A 19,867-nucleotide genomic window follows, 5' to 3' on the forward strand; every position below is an offset into this window, starting at 1 on the left:
TGCAGGTCAACCAAGGTCTGGACCCTCTCGGGCGAACAATGCGTTGGAGAACGGCGCATGCGTGCGGTCCCGCAATCGTCGTCTGGGCTGTCGGGGGTGAAATCCAGCCACGGTCGAGCACCACCCGACGCCCGGAAACGGCTTACGGCACGGCACCGTACCAATGCGTGATCAGATTCACTCAGAGTAACCACGAGCGTCCCCGGTTGGCGCATTTCGAACACTGGTACCGAACCGTGACCTTCCAGATCGCGCGACTGTCTTTCAGTGCCCAAGCACTATAAGGCCCAGAACCACGGATAGCACCGGGGGCTTTTTCCCATTCCGCTACGACAAACAGGCGATGTAACACCGAGTGTTCGAACCCGACTCCATGCCCTGCGACTTTTTCACTCGTTCAGCCTAGAGCGGGGTAATCCACTTTGGTCGCGAGCGGCGCAAAAGACCTGGTCAGCAAGATCATGAACGCCGAAGCCAGACCTTTGACCTGGCAATACCGGACAGTAACCAAGCGTCGACGACCGGCATCGCCGAGGCCCGCGAGCCGCTCCGCAACCACCGAAACCACGTGGTGATCACCACACTGTCGATCTCGCGCGACGCATGGTTAGAATTCCCCGCCACCGCCAGGCCCTTCAGCCGAGCGGCCAACCGCGAAGTTCCAGGAAGGATGCATGAGCAACGCAACGCAATCCGCGCTGCGCGGCGGTCCCCGCGACCAGCCCGGAAATCCGCGGGTGGCCTTCGGTGGAATCGACAAGAGCTCCGTTCGCGCGACTAACGAACGTCCTGATTTCGTCGCTATCCAGCAGAGCCCTGAATTCCGCGACCTGCGCCGCCGACTGAAATGGTTCATTTTCCCGGCTACGGCGTTTTTCCTGATCTGGTACCTCGGGTACGTGGCGATCGCCGCCTACGCCCGGGAATTCATGGCCCAACCGCTCATCGGCGAGATCAACGTCGGCCTGGTCATGGGTGTCGGCCAGTTCGTCACCACCCTGGGCCTGACCGCGCTCTACGTCCGGTTCGCCCGCCGCCGCATCGACCCCGAGGTCGACCGGATCCGACAGGACGCTGGGGAGTCCGACCAGTGAACGAACCGCAGCTGCTCCCGGCCGACAACGCGATCATCAACACCAGCGTCTTCGCGGCGTTCGTGCTGATCACGCTGTTCGTCGTGTACCGGGTGAGCAACCGGGGCACCTCCAGCGACTACTTCGTCGCGGGCAGCTCGTTCAGCGGTGTGCAGAACGGCATCGCGCTCTCCGGTGACTACCTGTCGGCCGCGTCGTTCCTGGGCATCGCCGGGGCGATCGCGGTCTACGGCTACGACGGCTTCCTGTACTCCATCGGCTTCCTGGTCGCCTGGCTGATCAACCTGCTGCTGCTCGCCGAGCGCACCCGCAACACCGGCCGCTTCACCATGGGCGACGTGCTCAGCTTCCGGATGCGCCAGCGCCCGGTGCGGGCCGCGGCGGCGTCCTCGACGCTGGCCATCACGATCATCTACATGATCGCCCAGATCGCCGGCGCTGGCGGCCTGGTCGCCCTGCTGCTCAACGTGCACGGCAAGTTCGGCCAGGCCCTGGTGATCGCCGCGGTCGGCGCGATCATGATGATCTACGTGCTGGTCGGCGGCATGAAGGGCACCACCTGGGTGCAGATCATCAAGGCCGCCATGCTGCTGCTGTCGGTATTGATGATCACGATCTTCCTGCTCGGCAAGTTCGGCTACAGCTTCACGAACCTGCTGCAGCACGCCGCCGAGAACAACCCGCACGGCCGCGACATCTTCGCCCCGGGCGTCCAGTACGGGAAGTCCGAACTGACCAAACTGGACTTCGTGTCGCTGTCGATGGCCCTGGTGCTCGGCACCGGCGGCCTCCCGCACGTGCTGATGCGGTTCTACACCGTGCCCAACGCCCGCGAGGCCCGCCGCTCCGTGGTCTGGTCGACCTGGGTGGTGGCGACGTTCTACATCTGCACCCTGGTCATCGGCTACGGCGCGGCCGCGCTGGTGGGCACGGACGCGATCCTCGACGCGCCGGGCGCGGAGAACTCCGCCGCCCCGCTGCTCGCCTACCGGATCGGCGGCACGGTGCTGCTGGGCATCATCGCCGCGGTCGCCTTCGCCACGATCCTGGCGGTGGTCGCGGGGTTGACGCTGACCGCATCGGCGTCGTTCGCGCACGACATCTACGCCAACGTGATCCGCCGCGGCGACATCGACTCGGACTCCGTGGTGCGGGTGGCCCGGTTGACGGCGCTGGTGATCGGTGTGGCGTCGATCCTCGGCGGCATCCTCGTCATCGGGCAGAACATCGCGTTCCTGGTCGGCCTGGCGTTCGCGTTCGCCGCCTCGGCGAACCTGTCCACGCTGCTGTACTCGCTGTTCTGGAAGCGGTTCAACACCACCGGCACGCTGTGGGGCATCTACAGCGGGCTCGGCTCCTGCCTGCTGCTGGTGATCTTCTCGCCGGTGTTGTCCGGCTCGCCGGACTCGATCATCCCGAGCATGGACTTCGCCTTCTTCCCGCTGAAGAACCCGGGCATCGTGTCCATCCCGGTCTCGTTCATCTGCGGCATCATCGGCACCTTCGTCGGCAAGGACGCGGTCGACGAGGACCGCCAGGCGGAGATGGAGGTCCGCGCCCTGACCGGCATCGGCTCCCGAGCCGGCTGAGCGTCCCTGGATTCCCAGGCTCGTTCTGCGGAGCGGTGCGGGTGGCGGAACCTCAAACGCCGTCTGAACTCCGGGATCCCCGACTTGCGTATAGACCAATACGCGGCATCGGGGCTGTCCTCGCCAGACGACGTCTGAGAACCCGCGGCGGTGCCGGCTGCGAGGGTGGGCTGAGCGGCTACGCCGTTTGCGACAGCTTTCGATCATGCGAGCCAAGCTTCGCGGTCTCGTTCGGGCCGTAGTTCGAAGCAGTCGCGGCGCTCCGCGGGCAAGTGCTGGAAACGCTGGCGAACGGCCCCGGGACCTCGGTGTCCCGGGGCCGTCTTCGTCTGCACGCACCGGCAGCGGTGGCCCGACCGGTGCTAACCCACAGGTGGGCTCCGCCGGGTGCCCGATCGCCATGGGTCACCGGCCGTCCGGTCGCCGTGCTCGATTGCGCTCTACCCAATCGGATACTGCCGGGCGGCCGCAATTCTCCATAAAATGGAACTTGCCCGCCAACGGGGCGCTTCGGCAATAGCAGGGGGCAATGGGAAGCGGTCCGGCGGGCGAATCGGGGGGTATTCCATGCGAACGGTTCGCAATGCACTGCTCGCTGCGGTCACCGCCGCCGTCCTGCCCATGTCCGGGCTGGGCACCCAGGTCGTCATCATCGCGGCCGAAGTCAAGAACGGCCTGGTCGAGCTGGTCCAGAAGGCTTCCCACGGCCGGTCGGGCGACTTCCGCGAGCCCGGGGTGCTGATCCGCTCGGCGCCCGATACCGGCAGCGCCGCACGCGGCGTGGGAAATCCCGGCGACGACGTCAGCATTCGCCAGGCGACCCGCGGGGAATCCGTCCGCTGCCCGAACGGATCTGCGAATTCGGAATGGTTCGACATCACGAATCGCCGCACCCGCGTCAGCGGATTCGTCAGCGGCTGCTTCCTGTGATCGAGTCGCATTCGACCGCCGGGAATGGGCGGGTCAGAAATCCTGATCAGATCCGCGCAGCCCGGCCGGTCGCAACCGACGCAGGCGCACGTGCCGCGCGAGCCTGATCACCGGCCGCACCGCGAGCTCGCAGCTGCCCAGCAGGAACAGCCAGGTGCCCGCGGTCACCGTGGACTCGTGGAAGAACAGCAGGCTGCCGACGGCGAACCAGACGGCGATCAGGAAGTCGTTGACGATGCTGATGACCTCGTACCGCCGCCGGATCAGCAGCTCCTCGCGCCCGATCCGCAGCACAAACGGGCCCGACTCGGCCGGATCTCGCATGATCCGATTGTCCGCGAGCCGGGCGAACTCCGCAGGTCAGCAGGGCTAGCCGACGGCAGCGGCGGCCGCTCGCCCGGCCTGCCGGCCGGAGAAGAGGCAGCCGCCGAGGAACGTGCCCTCCAAGGCCCGGTACCCGTGCACACCGCCGCCGCCGAAGCCCGCGACCTCCCCGACCGCGTAGAGCCCGGGCAGCGGCTCGCCCGAGTCCTGCAGGACCCGGCCGGACAGGTCTGTCTCCAGCCCGCCCAGCGTCTTGCGGGTCAGGATGGACAGCCGCACCGCGATCAGCGGCCCGGCGGCCGGGTCCAGCAGCCGGTGCGGCTCGGCGACCCGGATCATCCGGTCGACCACGTAGCGGCGGGCCGCGCGGATGGCGATGACCTGCTCGTCCTTGCCCAGCCCCGACTCGACCTGGCGGTCCCGGGCGACGATCTCGCGTTCCAGCGCGGCCGCGTCGATCAGCGGCTCGCCGACCAGGTCGTTCATCCCGCGCGCCAGCTCCGGCACGGTGCGCCGGACGACGAAGTCGGAGCCGCGGCGGACGAACTCGGCGACCGGCCCCGGCGTGGCACCGCCGCCGCGCTGCAGCAGCTTGCGGATGCTGCGGTCGGTGAGGTCCGGGTTCTGCTCGGAGCCGGACAGCGCGAACTCGCGGCTGATGATGCGCCGGTTGAGCACGAACCAGGTGTAGTCGTGGCCGGTCCGCACGATGTGCTCCAGCGTGCCGAGGGTGTCGAAGCCCGGGAACAGCGGCGAGGGCAGCCGGCTGCCCTGCGCGTCCAGCCACAGCGACGACGGGCCGGGCAGGATCCGGATGCCGTGCTTGCTCCAGATCGGCGCGTAGTTGCGGATTCCCTCGGTGTAGTGCCACATCCGGTCCGGGTTGATGATGCGCCCGCCGCTGCGGGACACCACCTCCAGCATCCGCCCGTCCACGTGGTCGGGCACCCCGGCGATCATCTCCTTCGGCGGCTCGCCGTAGCGCTTGGGCCAGTTCCGGCGCACCAGGTCGAAATTCCCGCCGATGCCGCCGGACGCGACGACCACGGCCTGCGCGTGCAGCTCGAAATCGCCTGCCACGTCGCGAGAACTCGGCTGCCCGCGCTCCACCGCGCTCGGCACGAGCACTTCGCCGCGCACGCCGGTCACCGCTCCGCCGCTGGTGATCAGCTCGCTGACGCGGTGCCGGAACCGGAACGTCACCAGGCCGCGCTCGGCGGCCTCCCGCACGCGGCGGATGAACGGGGCGAGCACCCCGGGGCCGGTGCCCCAGGTGACGTGGAACCGCGGCACCGAGTTGCCGTGCCCGGTCGCCAGGTGGCCGCCGCGCTCGGCCCACTGCACCAGCGGGAAGAAGCGCACGCCCTGCTCGACCAGCCAGGAACGCTTCTCCCCGGCGGCGAAGTCAACGTAGGCCTCCGCCCACTGCCGGGGCCAGTGGTCCTCGGGCCGGTCGAACCCGGCGGAGCCGAGCCAGTCCTGGAGGGCCAGCTCGTGGGAGTCGCGGACGCCCAGCCTGCGCTGTTCCGGGGAGTCCACCAGGAACAGGCCGCCGAACGACCAGTGCGCCTGGCCGCCCAGGGAGGCTTCGGGTTCCTGGTCCACCAGCACGACCCGGCGGCCCGCGTCGGCCAGCTCGGCGGCGGCGACCAGGCCGGCCAGGCCGGCGCCCACCACGATGACATCAGCGTCCAACGTCACTGCCGACCTCCGCACTACCGAGTGGTAACCGAGTGCCTGTATACCGCAGTCGGGGACGCTCCGACAGCCCGTCCGGCCGATCGCCGCGGCGCCGCGACATTGCGCGCAGGCGCGGAATTCCACCCGGTCGGGGTGTATCCAGCAAATTCGCTGGCATTCCGATCCGGGCTTCGGGAATCTTGTTTTCAGCGCGCCGATTTCGGTCGCGATCCACTCATTATCCGCTCATGAAAGGGCTTTAGCATGTCCAAGTGCGCTTCTTCCGCCGCGTCGCGCCGAATCGCGATCCGCTCGTCCGCCCGGCGAGGGGCCTGGCGGAGCGGCCTCCGGAGAATAGTCGTCCCGGTGCTGTCCGTCCTCGCCGCGATCGCGGTCGGCGCGGGCGGGGCTTACGCCGCCCCACCCGAAAGTCCTTGCCCGGCAGGGTCTTTCTGCACTTGGCCGGAGGAGAACTTCACCGGCCAGTCGCACGAGGTCGGCCTCCAGGCGACCTCGTTGGAGCAGTGCGTCCGGCTCCAACAGGGCACGGAGGCGCGGTCCTTCGCGAACAACACCGGCCGCCCGGTGACGGTCTACCAGGATCCCGACTGCGACACCGAAGCGGAATTCAGCACGTATCCAACGGGTTCCCAGAATCCACGGGCGGCATACGTCGCGCGAGCAATCAAGATCTGGTCGCACTGACCGGCGAGATCCTGCCTCGACACGCAATTCGCGGCGCAGGCGGAATCTCAGACGCCGCCGACGACATCCCGTTCGCGCATTCACCGATGCGCAGCGCCGATGCCGTCCCCCCGAGGCGACGCCTGAGAACCCGCCGCAGGAACCACGCGCAGCACCGATTCCCGGCAGGAACTCAGCGGACCAGGTCCCGCATCAGCTCCAGCAGGCGTTCGGCGGAGTTGGCCCAGGTGAACTTCGCCGCCTGACCGCGAGCCGCGGCGATCAGATCCGCACGCGTCCGGGGATCCTCCACGGCACGCACCGCGGCGGCGAAGTCCTTCGACGACCCCGGATCGAAGAACCTCGCGTGTCCCCCGGTCACCTCGTGGAAGATCTCCAGGTCGCTGCAGACCACCGGCGTCCCCGCGTTCATCGCCTCGATGATCGGCAACCCGAAACCCTCGTCCCGCGAAGCGGTCACCAAGGCGCTCGCCCTGCCGAGCAGCGCCTGGTAGTCGCTTTCGCTGATGCCACGCCAGAAAAGGACATCGGCGTCCGGAGGCAGCTGCGCGCGCAATTCCGCCTCGCGCGCGGCTGCGATCCGGCTGACCAGGTGCAACCGGTGTTCCGGAAGGAGAGCCATGCCCGCGATCAACGTTTCCACGTTCTTGTACGGCATGAACGAGCCCATGTACACGAGCTCCCGCGGCCCGCCCGGCTCCGCACCGGAACCGACGCCGGGCTCCGCGTCGCCGGCATCGTCCCCCGACGACGACGGAGACGGTGCATTGTGGACAACCGTCACCGAACGCCGGGTGAGCCGGTGTTCCTCGATGAGCTTGCGGGTCGTCTCGCTGACCGTGACCACCGCGTCCGCCCGGTTGAGCATGACCCGCTGCGGCCAGAACGCCTTGTGGTAGAGCCGCCACGCGATGCGCACGGGCAGCGGCAGGAAACCCGGCGGCTGCGGGTGCCGGTAGTAGATCAGGTCGTGCAGCGTGAGGACGAGCCGGTAGTCGCGCCGGAACCCGCCGATCACCTGCATCGGGCTGAACACGACGTCCGCACCGAGCCGGTTGAGCGTGCGGGAAAGCCACAACTCCCGCGGCGAGAAGGGGCTGTTGACCTTCACGTGCGGAACCCCGGACGGCAGCAGCCGCAACTGCCGCTCGTCATGGATCAACATCGTCACCGGATGGAGGTGGTGCAATGCCTCGATCAAGCTCGCGCCGAAGCGGCTGATCCCGTCGTGCTGATCGGTTCGCGTCCAACGCGCGTCGACGAAGACGTTCATCGTCGCCGCCCCGGCCTCGCCCGAACGCTGGCCGGAGGTACCGCTCCCGTGCTGTCCGAAGCCGGTCATGGCGTTCCGAGGAATCGTCGGATCGCTTCGGCCGCCGGCTCCGGCGTCTCGTAGTGCACCAGGTGGCCGACGTTCGGAATCACCACGAGTTCGGCGTCCGCGAACCGGGCCGCCAGCGCGCGCTGGCCGGCCAGGGGCGCGATCTCGTCGGACTCCCCCGCGATCAGCAGGGTCGGCATCCCGAGCTCGTCGACGTGGTCCGCGACGGTGTGCGTCACCGAAGCCTCGAAGGTCTCGCTGAGCAGCGCCGGGCTGTGGAAGCGGCTGAAGTACCGCAGGTGGTTCTCGTCGATGAACCCGCGCAGCTGCTTGTCCTTCGTCCGCGTCATCGCCCGGCTCGCGGCGAGCACGACCCACCTGTTGCTCAGCAACGAGTGCCCGGCCCGGAGCGGCAACCGCTTGCCCAGCGTGTAGTAGGCGGAGGTCAGCCCGGACAGCACCACGCGGGGCCCGCGCAGCGCGGGCGTCGCGATCGGGTTGATCAGCACCAGGCGCCGGACGAGTTCCGGCGAGGCGGCAGCGACGCGCGACGCCACGATCGAGCCGAAGGAGTGCCCGACCAGCACCACCGGCCGGGTCCGGCCGCCGAGCCGCTCGATGAGTTCGGTGATGACGTGCGCGTAGCCGGCGACGTCGTGCCGTCGCCCGGTCATCGGCCCGGAGTCCCCGAACCCGGGCAGGTCCGGGATCACGACGCGCTGGTCCGGCAGGCTCGCCGCGACGAGTTCCAGGCCGTGGTGGGTACCGCGCAGGCCGTGCACCATCACCACCGTCTCGGCTGCGTCGACCGGTTCGGTCGACGCGACCGGCGAGGTGGAACCGCTCTCGGCGAGGTGGTCGCGGTAGACCCAGTAGTGCAGCTCGGCGCCGCTGATGTGCTCCACCCGCTCCGCGGGCTGGAGTTCCGGGACGATCATGGTGGGTCAGCTCGCCAGCTCGGTGCGGATCTCGTCGAGCTCGACGGTGCTCTCCGGGTCCGTCACGTGGTGGTAGATCGCCTCGAACCGGCCCAGGATCTCGTCGATGTCGTGACGGGACACGAACCGCTCGCTGGCCGCGCCCATCCGGTCGATCGTCGCGCGATCGCTGATCACGTCGTCGATCGCCCGGGCCAGGGCGTGCACGTCCCGCGGCGGGTAGAGCCAGCCGTTCTCGCCCGGCTGCACGAGGTGCGGCAGGGCCATGGCGTTGGCCAGCACCACCGGGGTGCCCGCCGACATGGCTTCCATGGTGGCCAGGCTCTGCAGCTCGGCGATGCTGGGCATGCAGAACAGGTCCGCGCGGGCGTAGGCGTCCAGGAGTTCGTCATCGCTGAGGAACCCGTGGAAGTGCACCCGGTCGGCGATGCCGAGTTCCACCGCGAGCTGCTCGAAGGCGTCGCGCCGGCTGCCGTTGCCGACGATCTCCAGCCGCGTCGGCACCTCGGTGCGCAGCAGCGCCATGGCCCGCAGCAGGTCGTCGATGTGCTTCTCCTCGTCGAGGCGCCCGACGAACAGCACGGTGCGGGTGGCGGGGTCCGGGTTCTGCTTGCGGTAGCTCCGGGCCCGCCGCCGGTACCGCTCGACGTCGATGCCGCAGGAGACCGGCAGCGCCAGGTCGGTGAACCCGTTCTCCTGCAGCAGCTGGACGGCGCGCGGGGTCGGCGCGGTGACGAGCTGCGCCTTCCCGTAGTGCTTGACCAGGTTGTGCCACAGCAGGCGGCCGGCCGCCTGCTGGAGGAACTCCGGGACCTTGAAGTAGCCGAAGATGTTCTCCGGCATGAAGTGGTTGGTGGCGATCAGCCCGATGTCCCGGCGGCGCGCCGAGTTGATCAGGCCGCGGCAGATGAAGAAGTGCGACTGCACGTGCACGACGTCGGGCTGGATCTCGGCGATCAGCCGGTCCGCCTGGCGGGCCTGCCAAGGGAGGAGGCCCCGGATCGACGGGTGGAACGGCGAGCCGTAGGAGGCGACGCGGTGCACGGTCACGCCGTCCTCGACCTCGGAGCGCGACTCCCGGTCCGTCGAGTGGCAGACGACGTGCACTTCGTGGCCGCGACCGGACAGCCCGGTCGCCAGGCGGTGGCCGAAGTTCGCCGCCCCGTTCACGTCGGGGGGATAGGTGGTCGCGCCGACCACGATCCGCATCGGGCGCCTGCTGGGCGGTTGCGAAGTCAAGTGGAACTCCCGTCAGGACGATCTGTCGAACTCGGTCCGGCAAGATCACTGCTGCCGTTCGAAGTGTTCGGTGAGGTCGCAGTGGTCACGGTGGTCGAGGGGAGCGCAGCGGCGGCGGACTCGCTCCGCTCCTGGGTGTCGGGGTGGTAGCGGGCCAGCGCGAAGACGCCCGCGCAGGCCACGACGGCGCACAGGCCCTCGCCGACGGCGGTCCAGGCGCTGACCTGATCGGCCTCGCCGAGCAGGCCGATGCCCAGCCCCACCGCCACCAGCGGGTCGATCACGGTCAGGCAGGCCACCACGAGGTCCGGCGGGCCGCTGGCGTACCCGTGCTGCAGCAGCCAACCGCCGACGACCATCGCGACGACGATGCCGAGCAGCGGAAGCGGGTTGATGTCCAGCAGCTCGGTCGTGCCCAGCTGCTGAGCCACCGCCCGCATCAGCACCGACACGTACCCGTACGCCACCGCGCAACCGGCGGCGAAGAGGATGCAGCGGGCCTTCGAGCGGGTCAGCATCGCGAGCACGCCCAGCGCCAGGATCGCGCCGGCCACCAGCTGCGTCGCAAGCAACTGCTCGTCACCGGCGATCGGGGTGGCCGTCGCGCTGCCCGCGGCGAGGAAGACGAAGGCGCCGACGCCGCCGGTGGCCGCGACCACCGACAGCGCAACGCTGGGCTTGAGGTCCCGGGCGGTGATGCCCTGCTGCCTGAGGTTCAGCAGGACGGTGATCGGCAGCGCCAGCACGCCGACCGGCTGCACCACGCTCAGCGGTGCCAGGCCGAGCGCGCAGGCGTGCAGGACGGTGCCGCTGCCGAGCGCGGCGAGGCCGCCCAGCCAGCGGGGGTTGCGGATGAGCTGGGCCTGGCTGCGGAGGCCGAGCCCGCGGCCGTCCATCGCGTCGTGCACAGCGGCGTGCTGCAGCCTCGCCCCCACGGCATAGCCGCAGGCCCCCAGTGCGGCGAGCAGTACGGCGAGCGCAGTCATCGTGGACCACGTCCCGCGACGGTGGCCGGATGGTGCTGCACGACCGGATCAGTCCTCTTCACCAGGCTGCGGGAACGTTCGGCTACCGAACACCCTAGTGCGCGATCCATGTCACGTCCCGCTTTCGAGCCCCGCGGCGTCCGCCGCGACGGCCTGCTACCAGTATCGGGCTCCGAACCCGCTGATTCCCGCCTTCGCTGTCCGTCCACACCGCTCAATCTCGCGTCTCGCGAGTCCGACTCACATCCGGGGCCGGACCCCCAATTTCCCTGAGACGTTCCGGGTTCGCACCCTGGGGCGTCCGCCGGGCCCCCAGGCCACGACGCCCCTGAACCAGCCCCAGAACCCCGCCGGACCTGCGTAAACACGCTGCGGCACCGACCCGGCCAACTCTCCGGGTAACCCGCACGCACATCCCGGCCCGCCCGGCGGGCATTACAGCAAAGCACGGAATTGCGGCGGCTCGTGAAACGCCAGACGAATATGCGTGAACCGATCCGGTGAACGAAAGTCGACCGCCAGGAGAAACAAGTGGAATGAACCCAACCGGTTTCGGAATCGTTGCACTCGCGCACGATGGAGGCGCGCCGGACGCACCTCGCGCGTGCGCTTCTGCACTGTCCGCCGGATCCACGTGCACGACTGTAGAACAACGTCGCTGAGGACTTTGCCAGCAACACATCCCGACTCGCCCGGAGGACGACGGCAGCGTCTCGACCGCAATCCCGCGGAATAGCGATGCGCCGCCGAAAACACCCCGCCAGCAGGGAAATCGGAAACAATGAAGATCAACTAATCGTCGCAGAACCGGTGACGAATGCGACACCACGACAACATCACGCCCCGCAAACCGTTCGCACACCGAAACAAATCGGTCACGACCCGTGATCAGATTCGGCTCATCCTCGGGACCGAAGGCAGATGTGCGCTCGTCCGGGTGAGACGATGCACCCGTGGCTGCCGACTCTGATGTCTCCCAGCACGGCCGGACCGCGAAGCCGGAGCACCCCGCCGACGCCGACGAACGCAATGTGTTCGGCGCCAAGGCAGCCGTGGTGGCCGCATTGCTGGGCGGCGCGCTGCTGACCGCGCTCGCCGCGACGGCCTACACCGCAGTCGGCACCATCCCCGGCCTCGCCGACCCGCCGCCGCTCGTGCACTTCGGATTGCCCGTCGCCCGGGCCGTGCTCGACATCGCGGCGCTCGGGACCGTCGGCCTGAGCCTGCTGCCGAAGCTGCTGGGTTTCGACCGCCCTAAGCACACCGAGCCGGTCATGGTGCTGGCCCGGCGGGTCACCGTGATCACCTCGCTGATCTGGATGCTCAGCGCCCTGGTCTCGCTGGTCCTGCACGCCGCGGAGCTCAGCCCCGGCCGGCCCGTGACCACCCAGCTGCTGATCGACTACGTCGCGAACGTGCCGGCCGGCCCCGGCCTGCTCGCCAGCGCCGGCGCCGGGCTGGTGTGCGCGGTGCTGGGCCTGCTCGCGGTCCGGTTCGGCGAGAGCGTCCCGGCGGAACTGCGCACCATCATCGCGCTGCTCGGCCTGCTGCCGATCCCGCTGACCGGCCACGCCACGGACTGGCAGTACCACGACTTCAGCATGATCTCGATGGAACTGCACGTGATCGGCGCAGCGATGTGGACCGGCGGCCTGGCCGCGATCGCGCTGTTCGTCGCCCCGCGCCGCGGGCTGCTCGCCGAGGCCCTGCCGCGGTTCTCGAAGCTCGCCACCATCGCGATCTTCGTGGTCGGCGCCTCCGGGTTGTTCAACGGCCTGATGGTGCTGATCATCACGCCGACCGTCGGCCTGCCCGGCCTGATCAACACCGGCTACGGCCAGATCATCCTGGCCAAGACCGGCTGCCTGGTGCTGCTGGGCATCGTGGCGTCGCAGATGCGGTTCCGCCTGCTGCCCCGCATCGCGCGCCACCAGCGCGCCGCGTTGATCGGCTGGGCCGCTGCCGAGGTCGGCGTGATGGGTATCGCCTACGGCTTGGGCGTCGTGCTCTCCCGCGCCCCGGTCATCGTCTGACCGCGCGACAGCAGCCGGCGCCCGCGCTCGGTATCGACCAGGTACGAGATGCCCCACCACACCGCGGCGAACATGACCACCGTGTACAGCACCGACCAGTAGTCGACCGGCGGCGCGGCGATGTAGGTCTGCTGCGCCCGCAGGGCGAGGTACGCCACCGCGGTCACGATCACAGCCCCGGCGAACGGCCGGATGCGCGGCGCCAGCCGGAACGACAGGTCGATCGCCACCGCCCCGGCGAGCAGGAAGAACGGCACGGTCGAGATCGGGAAGTCGGCCGCCGCCAGCAATCCCCAGGCCACGCAGCGGAAAACGAGGTAGCCGGCGGTGATGGTGGTCGCCGTCCAGCGGCGCCCGACCAGCTGCCGGGCCAGCAGCAGCGTGCCCAGCCCGGTCATGACCGCCCAGGTCGGGTAGACCCAGTCCGGCACCGGGAGCGTGAAGGACTTGACGGCGATCCAGTCCAGCGGCCGCCCGAGGTCATCGGCGGCGAACTGCAGCAGGATGTCCTCGGCGTAGGGCGTGCCGCGCTCCCACGCCGCCAGCCCGAGCACGCCGTATTCCTGGTGCTGGTTGAGGAACAGGAAGTTGTCCAGCACCGTGAACCAGAGGAAGCAGGTGATCGGGTAGTAGTACCGGTCGCCGCCGCCGTAGCGGGCCCAGCCGCGGAGCAGGCCGACGCTCATCAGCCCGGTGCCGAGGTAGAGCAGTGCGTGCGACGGGCTCCACGCGGTGATGTCCAGCCCGTTGATCCGGTGGTTGATCACGTCCAGCGGCGCGGCGACCAGGAAGATGCCCAGCCCCCACTGCATCCAGCGCAGCGTGGCGCGATCGGCGCCGATGCCGGTGTAGGTGTGGAAGACCACCAGTCCGATCACGATCACGGTGCCGACCGTGTTGATCATGTGCGGTGGCGCGAGGTCGTCGCGGAGCCACCGGAAATGCCAGCAGATGTCCCAGGTGGCGCCCGCGATCTTGAGCGCCATCGCGATCACCCACCAGCGATAGAGCGCGATCACGAGTTCCGGGGGAGCCTCCCGACCCGGCTCGCCACGCGTCCAGTGGCTTCGGACCAGCTCAGCTGTACCCGCCATCGCGTTCACCTCCACCTTGCGCGATGTTCACGCGAAAAACGGTAGTCGGTACTGATCGCGAGTGTGCGGCAACGACGTACGCGGCAGTAACGTTTTGGGCAATTCGCCGGAAAAGCGCACGCCAGCAGAGCCCCGGACGCCCGTCACGAGGATCGCCGGGGGCTCCGCCGGGAGAACGGCGCCATCTCAGCGCGGGATCTTCAGCACCTGGCCGACGTAGATCAGGTCCGGATCGGCGATGCCGTTGACCCGCGCGATCTCCCGCCAGTCGACGCCCAGCTTCTGCCCGATCTCGGAGAGCGTGTCGCCGGGCTGCACGACGTAGGTCTCCGCCGGCGGCGGGGGCGGCGGAGGAGGCGGCGGGGCACCGGCCCCGGTGAGCACCTCCAGCGGGACCAGCGAGACGTTCACGTCGGTGTCGCCAGCGATGCCCGGAACCTTCCCGTCCGAGGCGTGCTGGTGGATGGCGACCCGGTCGGTGAGGTAGCCGGGCTCGCCCGGCGGGCGCCCGTAGTGCGCGACCCACAGGAACACGCCGGGGTCGACCCAGGTCTCCGGCGCGAGCTTGCTCTGGAACCAGGACGTCGAGGCGTAGACCACGATCTCGTGCCGCCCGGTGTGCCCGCGGACCGCGTCGATGAACCCTTTGATCCAGCCGCCGAGGTTCGGCGCGTCGGTCTCCATGTCCAGGCACGGCGGCAGGTTGCCCGCCGCGCTGGAGTTCAGCCGCGCCAGCTGGGCGGCGAAGTCGGCCGCGTCCTGCTGCGGCGAATTCGTGTCCGGGCGGGCGAAGTGGTAGAGCCCGGTGACCATCCCGGCGCCGCGGGCTCCGGCCAGCTGGGCGTCCAGCGTCGGGCTCACATATCCGATTCCCTCGGTCGCCTTGATGTACGTGAAGGCATATCCGGCGCCGCGAACCGCTCCCCAGTCTGGTTCCCCCTGATATCGCGCGACGTCAATGCCCGGAATTCGCTCGGCCATGATCAACCCCCTGACTTCGGCCTTTCTGCAGCTGCCAAACTATCGAAGTCGGGCAAAGTGGCAGTCCCGCCGTTCAGGTCAAGATCCCCACCCGATCGGTCGATATCTGCGCGATGCGTAACGGATTCGCGGCGCCGTGAATTACCCGAATCGGGTTGCACCTAGCCGTGACAAGACCTATTCGGCGCAGTCGTCCGTCACTCGATCCGCTGGTCGAGGCAGTCGATCGGGGCAACCGGAGCATCCGCCGCGCCGCAGGTCACGAAGTCACCGACGGCGGAAAATCGACCGTGCGGGCAACCTCGCCAACGGTCGGACGTCTTCAGGAACAGCAGAGCAAATACCGACGACCCCGCCCGCGAGGCCGGGGACGGGAGGTGGTCACCGTGACCCCGAACCGATTGCGGATTTTCGGCTCGCGGACGCTCCAGGCGTCCGGGGCCCTGCTGATCGCCGGGCTGATGGCGGGCTGCGGAGCGCACAGCGCGCAAACCGCGCAGACCGGCCAGGTAATCACGGCACCGGAGCAGAACGTCCAGCCGGCACCGCCGGCGACGAGCACGGATTCACGACCGGATCCCCAGGCTTCCGAGGCCGCCGGGAACGGCCCCGCCACGGGCGGCAGCACGACGCCAGCCTCGTCGCCCGGGCGCGTCCAGCCGAAGAAGGTGGAGCGCTGCCACACCTCGATGCTCACGGGCTCGGTGGAGGGCGCCGAGGCCGGAGCGGGCCAGCGCTACGCCGAGCTGGTGCTGCGCAACTCCAGCAACGAGACCTGCACGCTCTACGGCTACGGCGGGATGCAGCTGGTCGACGCCTCCGGCCAGGCGGTGCCCACCAAGATGGAGCGGACGCCGAACCCCGGCCCGGGTCTGATCACGCTGGCGCCCGGTGAGTCGGCCCGCGCGACGCTGCACTGGACGGCCGTCCCGCACGAGGGCGAGCCGATGGACGGCCCCTGCCAGCCGACTCCGGTGCGTGCGCAGGTCATCCCGCCGGACGAGACCGACGCGCTCCCCGTCACCTGGAACGTGGGCCCGGTCTGCGGGTTCGGCAGCATCGACAACAGCGCGTACCACCAGTGACAGCAGCGCGGCTTCGCGCGGAATCGGCGCTCCCGCACCGGGAGCCGGTCGATTTCGCGCGAAATCGCCGTTCGGCGGGGAAGGACCGGGGTTGGCCCGACCGGATGAGGTGTGCTGGGGTGGCGGCATGATCGAGTCAACGGATCGAGTGGTCAGCGGACGGCACGGCGAGCTGGCGGTGCGCGAGTGGTCGGGGACCAACCCCGGCTGGATCGCGCTGGTCGTGCACGGCTACGGCGAGCATTCCGGCCGGTACCAGTGGGTCGCGGAGCAGCTGGTCGGCGCCCGCGGGCTGGTCTACGCCCCGGACCACATCGGGCACGGCCGCTCCCCCGGCGACCGCGTCTACTTCGAGGACGCCGAGACGATCGTTGCCGATCTGGAGGAGCTCCGCAGGCAGGTCACCGCCGAGCACCCGGACCTGCCGGTCGTCCTCATCGGCCACTCCATGGGCGGGATGCTCGCCGCCCGCTACGCGCAGGAGCACCAGGAGCACCTGGCGGCGGTCGTGCTGTCCGCGCCGGTGCTGGGCACCTGGCACGTGCTGGACCTGCTGGAGCACGACGAGATCCCGGAGGCCCCGATCGATCCGGCGATCCTGTCCCGCGACCCCGAGGTCGGCGCGGCGTACATCGCCGATCCGCTGGTCTGGCACGGCCCGTTCAAGCGCGCCACGCTGCAGGCGATCGACGAGTGCCTGCTGGCCATCAACGACGGGCCGACGCTGGACCGGCCGACGCTGTGGGTGCACGGCGAGGACGACGAGCTGGTCCCGGAGGCCGACACCCGCACCGGCATCGACCGGATTCGCGGCGGCGAGTTCCACGAGCACATCTACCCGGGCGGCCGCCACGAGCTGTTCAACGAGACCAACAAGGCCGAGGTGATGAACGACGTCCTCACCTTCATCGGCCGCGAACTGAACTCGTAACCACTGGCCTCCGCGCGATTTCGCAAGGACGAAGCCAGGGGCACGCGAGTCATGTCCGAAAAATGAAGGATCATTAATAGTGGACGCCAAATAATCTCGATCATTACCTGTTCAGGTGAGGCGTGTCGCTTGCGCAGTTGCAGCTCAAGCGCTCCACAGGCAGCTTGAGGATTGCCGACGGGGGGTCGGCGCCTCTGGGTGGGGCGGAGCGAGCGAGGTGGCCATGAACGTCGAGCGCGCACAGGACCTGATCGGCACTCCGGTGTTCGACCGCAACGGCGACCGCGTCGGCCGGGTCGGGAACGTCTACGTCGACGACGTGACCCACCAGCCGGAGTGGGTCACCGTCCGGATCGGCGTGTTCGGCGTCAAGGAGACCTTCGTGCCGCTGGCCGGCGCGACCACCGAGGAGAACCGCCTCGACCTGCGCGTCTCCAAGGACCGGGTGCGCAACGCCCCGCGCATCGAGGCCGAGCACGGCCACCTCTCCGACCAGGAAGGCCGCGACCTCTACCACTACTACGGCCTGGACCAGGGCGAACCGCCCGCCGAGGCCGAGCAGCAGCTCTAGGCGGCGTTCGGGAATTCGTGAACGGGTGCGGTAGGGCGGGTTGTTGTCTTTGAAGCGGCGCAGCCCCGCGGGTTCTCAGGGGTCTTCTCGCGAGGACAGCCCCGACTTGGCATTCATGAGTCGGGGATCCCACAGCGAGAAGGCCTCTGAGGTTCCGCCACCCGCACCGCCACGCGAGGTGAGTCGGGAAACTAGTTTCTGGCGTAGGACTCGGCGATCTCGTCGCTGGTGGTCAGCCACACGCCCTCGTGGCCGGTGATGTACTCCAGCGCCTGGTCCAGGTACTTGGCCCGGAACGGCTGGCCGATGACGAACGGGTGCAGCGCCAGCGACATCACCCGCCCGCTGTCCGCCGACTCGGCGTAGAGCTGGTCGAACTGGTCCTTGACCGCCTGCAGGAAGTCCGGGCCGCTCACCCCGGTGCCCACGAACAGCGTCACGTCGTTGAGCTCGGTCTGGTACGGCACGCTGAGCAGGCCGGGCACGTTCAGCCGGTACGGCTGGTCGTCGTTGCTCCAGTCCAGCACGTACCGCAGGCCGAGTTCCGCGAGCAGCTCCGGCGTGTGGAACGTTTCGGTCAGCCCCGGCCCCATCCACCCGCGCGGGCGGGTGCCGGTCGCGGCCTCGATGGTGTCCACCACGTCCCGCAGGTAGGCGCGCTCCTCGTCGACCGGCATGTCCGCCTGCAGGATCGAGTTGTTCTTGCCGTGCGCCAACCAGGCCCAGTCCCGCTGCTTGCCCGCGTCGATGATCTGCGGGTTGTGCTCCGTGACGTCGGAGTTCAGCAGCACGCTGGGGCGGATGCCGTGCCGGTCGAAGATGTCCACCAGCCGCCAGATGCCGACCCGCGGGCCGTAGTCCCGCCAGCCGTAGTTCAGCGGGTCGGGCGCGAGGTCCCTGGTCCCGGCGAAGATGCTGGTGGACGGCCGGTCGATCTCGTAGTGCTCGACGTTGAGGCCCACGTAGAACGCCAGCCGGGCGCCGTCCGGCCACCGCAGCGGGGCGCGGTCGACGATCGGGCTGTAGTCGAAGAGCTGGTTGTGCACTGCCGCCTCCTGATCGGGCTGCCCGCGACGGGTTTTCCCTGCTGTCGCGGTGTTTTCCGGCTGTTGCGGCCATGCTCCAACCATCACACCAGTGTGAGGGTCAAACGGGTCGGTTGTGTCGTCGGACACAAGCCGTCCGCCCGCGCGTCGCGACTTCACCTGATCATCCGTTCGACGTTCCGGTTCAGTGCGCGAGAATGCTTCTCGCGATGGCTGAGAACACCGAGCTCGAATTGCTGATCACCGTTGTCGTCGCGGCCGACGACGAGACCGCCGCCCGCGCCGCCTGCCGCGGCCTGGTGGGGCGGATCGACGGCCGGATCGTGGCGTCCGGGGACTGCTCCGACGAGGAGCCCGGCTGCTGGTCGGTCACGATCAGCCGGGCCAGCGCGGAAACCGCGCAGCACGTGGCCGGGTTGTCCCGCGCGGTGCGCAACTTCCTGCGCGAGCTCGGCCCCGACTACGCCAGGCACCGGGTGGCCTGCGAGCCGCCGACGGCGTGGACGGTGGTGGAGCACCCGGAGCTGGTGGGCGATCTGGTCGCCGGCGGCGAGCGGCTGCTGGTCGAGGCGTGGTCCGGCGGGTCGATCCTGTTCGGCAGGTCCGACGCCGGCGACCCGGACGAACCGCCGGCGGAGGCGCCGGAGGGCATCGGCGACCTGGACGAGCGCGGCAACCCGCGCCCGCGGCTGCGGCTGCTCGTGGACGTGGTCACCGAGCGGCGGGCGGGCGCGGAGTGGCCGGCGCGGGCGGTGGCCAGCCGCCTGTCGCACATGGCCGCGATCACCGAGTACGCGGTGGATCCGCCGCTGGTCCGGGTCGCGATGGACCTCGGGCCGGCGCTCGGCGACCTGCCGGAGATCGTGCTCGGCGCGATTTCGGCCCTCGGCGGCAACGGCTGGTCACGGCTGCGCGTCGACGAACACCGCGCCACCGCCCGGTGGTCGGCGGCGCCGACGCCGCCGTCCGGCGTCGCGGCGATCGAGGTGTCCGCCGTCGAGGCCGAGGCCGGCGAACCACAATCCACAGTGGGCACCACGGGCCGCGGCTGACCGGCGATCGGCCGCAATTTCAATGAGGTTTTTCCAACCTCGATTTGCGTGGCGGTGCGGGTAGCGGAACCTCAGAGGCTCCCTGGACTGTGGGTGCCCCTCCTGATGTATGTCCAATACACGGCGGAGGGGCCGTCCTCGCCAGGAAGCCCCTGAGAACCCGCGGCGGCGCAAGTGTCGTAGGTGGGCTATGCGCCTGCGGCGCATGCGGCACCCCATCGACGTGCAGCTTTGCGGCCCGCGGCTGCGGGCCGACCAGGATGAAAAA

General features: G+C 69.3%; 18 protein-coding genes. 9 read left to right on the plus strand and 9 right to left on the minus strand.

The annotated features are described in order from the left end of the window. Positions 1–674: 674 nt before the first annotated feature. The 3 genes from AB0H93_RS33130 to AB0H93_RS33140 all read left to right on the plus strand — a co-directional run bounded on the left by AB0H93_RS33130 (position 675) and on the right by AB0H93_RS33140 (position 3,613). On the plus strand, positions 675–1,094 hold the full coding sequence (locus AB0H93_RS33130; RefSeq protein ID WP_358578172.1) for a DUF485 domain-containing protein: 420 nt from the start codon (positions 675–677) through the stop codon (positions 1,092–1,094). After that, complete coding sequence (locus AB0H93_RS33135) at positions 1,091–2,683, plus strand: cation acetate symporter (protein WP_358578174.1); 1,593 nt, start codon at positions 1,091–1,093, stop codon at positions 2,681–2,683. The genes AB0H93_RS33130 and AB0H93_RS33135 overlap by 4 nt, the downstream gene beginning before the upstream one ends. Positions 2,684–3,250: 567 nt before the next feature. Then, positions 3,251–3,613 carry a hypothetical protein gene (locus AB0H93_RS33140; protein ID WP_358578177.1) on the plus strand — a complete coding sequence of 121 codons (363 nt, stop codon included), beginning with the start codon at positions 3,251–3,253 and terminating at the stop codon, positions 3,611–3,613. Between the two features lie 33 nt (positions 3,614–3,646). On the opposite strand, the gene AB0H93_RS33145 is transcribed toward AB0H93_RS33140, so the two are convergent. Next, positions 3,647–3,937, minus strand: a complete 291-nt coding sequence (locus tag AB0H93_RS33145; RefSeq protein ID WP_358578180.1) for a YrhK family protein — start codon at positions 3,935–3,937, stop codon at positions 3,647–3,649. 45 nt (positions 3,938–3,982) lie between these two features. After that, on the minus strand, positions 3,983–5,638 hold the full coding sequence (locus AB0H93_RS33150; RefSeq protein ID WP_358578183.1) for an FAD-binding dehydrogenase: 1,656 nt from the start codon (positions 5,636–5,638) through the stop codon (positions 3,983–3,985). Positions 5,639–5,983: 345 nt separating this feature from the next. On the opposite strand from AB0H93_RS33150, the gene AB0H93_RS33155 reads away from it, so the two are divergent. Beyond that, the gene (locus AB0H93_RS33155; RefSeq protein WP_358578186.1) at positions 5,984–6,322 is read left to right on the plus strand and encodes a peptidase inhibitor family I36 protein; all 339 of its coding nucleotides are present in this window, start codon (positions 5,984–5,986) and stop codon (positions 6,320–6,322) included. 172 nt (positions 6,323–6,494) lie between these two features. On the opposite strand, the gene AB0H93_RS33160 is transcribed toward AB0H93_RS33155, so the two are convergent. From AB0H93_RS33160 to AB0H93_RS33175, 4 genes are read right to left on the minus strand one after another with little or no spacing between them, the layout of a single operon-like run. Beyond that, entirely contained in the window at positions 6,495–7,664 is a 1,170-nt protein-coding gene (locus tag AB0H93_RS33160; RefSeq protein ID WP_358578189.1) for a glycosyltransferase family 1 protein, read from the minus strand. Then, the gene (locus AB0H93_RS33165) at positions 7,661–8,581 is read right to left on the minus strand and encodes an alpha/beta hydrolase (protein ID WP_358578192.1); all 921 of its coding nucleotides are present in this window, start codon (positions 8,579–8,581) and stop codon (positions 7,661–7,663) included. The genes AB0H93_RS33160 and AB0H93_RS33165 overlap by 4 nt, the downstream gene beginning before the upstream one ends. Before the next feature lie 6 nt (positions 8,582–8,587). Continuing rightward, positions 8,588–9,820, minus strand: coding sequence for a glycosyltransferase (locus AB0H93_RS33170; protein ID WP_358578195.1), 1,233 nt, complete (start codon positions 9,818–9,820; stop codon positions 8,588–8,590). Then, positions 9,817–10,806: a hypothetical protein gene (locus tag AB0H93_RS33175; protein WP_358578198.1), complete on the minus strand. Its 990-nt coding sequence runs from the start codon at positions 10,804–10,806 to the stop codon at positions 9,817–9,819. Before AB0H93_RS33175 ends, AB0H93_RS33170 begins: the two co-directional genes overlap by 4 nt. Positions 10,807–11,759: 953 nt before the next feature. On the opposite strand from AB0H93_RS33175, the gene AB0H93_RS33180 reads away from it, so the two are divergent. Beyond that, positions 11,760–12,839: a CopD family protein gene (locus tag AB0H93_RS33180; RefSeq protein ID WP_358578201.1), complete on the plus strand. Its 1,080-nt coding sequence runs from the start codon at positions 11,760–11,762 to the stop codon at positions 12,837–12,839. Here AB0H93_RS33180 and AB0H93_RS33185 read toward each other — a convergent pair. After that, complete coding sequence (locus AB0H93_RS33185; RefSeq protein ID WP_358578204.1) at positions 12,794–13,933, minus strand: hypothetical protein; 1,140 nt, start codon at positions 13,931–13,933, stop codon at positions 12,794–12,796. The two genes, AB0H93_RS33180 and AB0H93_RS33185, sit on opposite strands and share 46 nt — an antisense overlap. 186 nt (positions 13,934–14,119) lie before the next feature. Then, positions 14,120–14,914 (minus strand): GH25 family lysozyme, encoded by a 795-nt coding sequence (locus AB0H93_RS33190; protein WP_358578207.1) that lies wholly within the window; start codon positions 14,912–14,914, stop codon positions 14,120–14,122. A gap of 386 nt (positions 14,915–15,300) precedes the next feature. Here AB0H93_RS33190 and AB0H93_RS33195 point away from each other — a divergent pair, with 386 nt between their 5' ends. The 3 genes from AB0H93_RS33195 (at position 15,301) to AB0H93_RS33205 (ending at position 17,501) form a co-directional block, all read left to right on the plus strand. After that, positions 15,301–15,999, plus strand: coding sequence for a DUF4232 domain-containing protein (locus AB0H93_RS33195; RefSeq protein ID WP_358578210.1), 699 nt, complete (start codon positions 15,301–15,303; stop codon positions 15,997–15,999). 127 nt (positions 16,000–16,126) lie between these two features. Continuing rightward, complete coding sequence (locus AB0H93_RS33200) at positions 16,127–16,930, plus strand: lysophospholipase (protein WP_358578212.1); 804 nt, start codon at positions 16,127–16,129, stop codon at positions 16,928–16,930. Positions 16,931–17,153: 223 nt separating this feature from the next. Further along, complete coding sequence (locus AB0H93_RS33205) at positions 17,154–17,501, plus strand: PRC-barrel domain-containing protein (RefSeq protein WP_358578215.1); 348 nt, start codon at positions 17,154–17,156, stop codon at positions 17,499–17,501. Positions 17,502–17,692: 191 nt separating this feature from the next. Here AB0H93_RS33205 and AB0H93_RS33210 read toward each other — a convergent pair whose 3' ends face one another. After that, positions 17,693–18,547 carry a polysaccharide deacetylase family protein gene (locus tag AB0H93_RS33210; protein ID WP_358578218.1) on the minus strand — a complete coding sequence of 285 codons (855 nt, stop codon included), beginning with the start codon at positions 18,545–18,547 and terminating at the stop codon, positions 17,693–17,695. Between the two features lie 209 nt (positions 18,548–18,756). Here AB0H93_RS33210 and AB0H93_RS33215 point away from each other — a divergent pair, with 209 nt between their 5' ends. Further along, positions 18,757–19,599, plus strand: a complete 843-nt coding sequence (locus AB0H93_RS33215) for a hypothetical protein (protein WP_358578220.1) — start codon at positions 18,757–18,759, stop codon at positions 19,597–19,599. The last annotated feature ends 268 nt before the right edge of the window (positions 19,600–19,867 follow it).

Source organism: Saccharopolyspora sp. NPDC050642 (assembly GCF_040654735.1).
GTDB lineage: Bacteria > Actinomycetota > Actinomycetes > Mycobacteriales > Pseudonocardiaceae > Saccharopolyspora > Saccharopolyspora elongata.

What these genes read in the sequence shown, in the direction of transcription:
- AB0H93_RS33130 (WP_358578172.1), top strand. Translation starts at nt 675, where the DNA reads ATGAGCAACGCAACGCAATCCGCGCTGCGCGGCGGTCCCCGCGACCAG.
- AB0H93_RS33140 (WP_358578177.1), top strand. Translation starts at nt 3,251, where the DNA reads ATGCGAACGGTTCGCAATGCACTGCTCGCTGCGGTCACCGCCGCCGTC.
- AB0H93_RS33205 (WP_358578215.1), top strand. Translation starts at nt 17,154, where the DNA reads ATGAACGTCGAGCGCGCACAGGACCTGATCGGCACTCCGGTGTTCGAC.
- AB0H93_RS33160 (WP_358578189.1), bottom strand. Translation starts at nt 7,664, where the DNA reads ATGACCGGCTTCGGACAGCACGGGAGCGGTACCTCCGGCCAGCGTTCG.
- AB0H93_RS33165 (WP_358578192.1), bottom strand. Translation starts at nt 8,581, where the DNA reads ATGATCGTCCCGGAACTCCAGCCCGCGGAGCGGGTGGAGCACATCAGC.
- AB0H93_RS33175 (WP_358578198.1), bottom strand. Translation starts at nt 10,806, where the DNA reads ATGACTGCGCTCGCCGTACTGCTCGCCGCACTGGGGGCCTGCGGCTAT.
- AB0H93_RS33185 (WP_358578204.1), bottom strand. Translation starts at nt 13,933, where the DNA reads ATGGCGGGTACAGCTGAGCTGGTCCGAAGCCACTGGACGCGTGGCGAG.
- AB0H93_RS33200 (WP_358578212.1), top strand. Translation starts at nt 16,127, where the DNA reads ATGATCGAGTCAACGGATCGAGTGGTCAGCGGACGGCACGGCGAGCTG.
- AB0H93_RS33215 (WP_358578220.1), top strand. Translation starts at nt 18,757, where the DNA reads ATGGCTGAGAACACCGAGCTCGAATTGCTGATCACCGTTGTCGTCGCG.
- AB0H93_RS33190 (WP_358578207.1), bottom strand. Translation starts at nt 14,914, where the DNA reads ATGGCCGAGCGAATTCCGGGCATTGACGTCGCGCGATATCAGGGGGAA.
- AB0H93_RS33145 (WP_358578180.1), bottom strand. Translation starts at nt 3,937, where the DNA reads ATGCGAGATCCGGCCGAGTCGGGCCCGTTTGTGCTGCGGATCGGGCGC.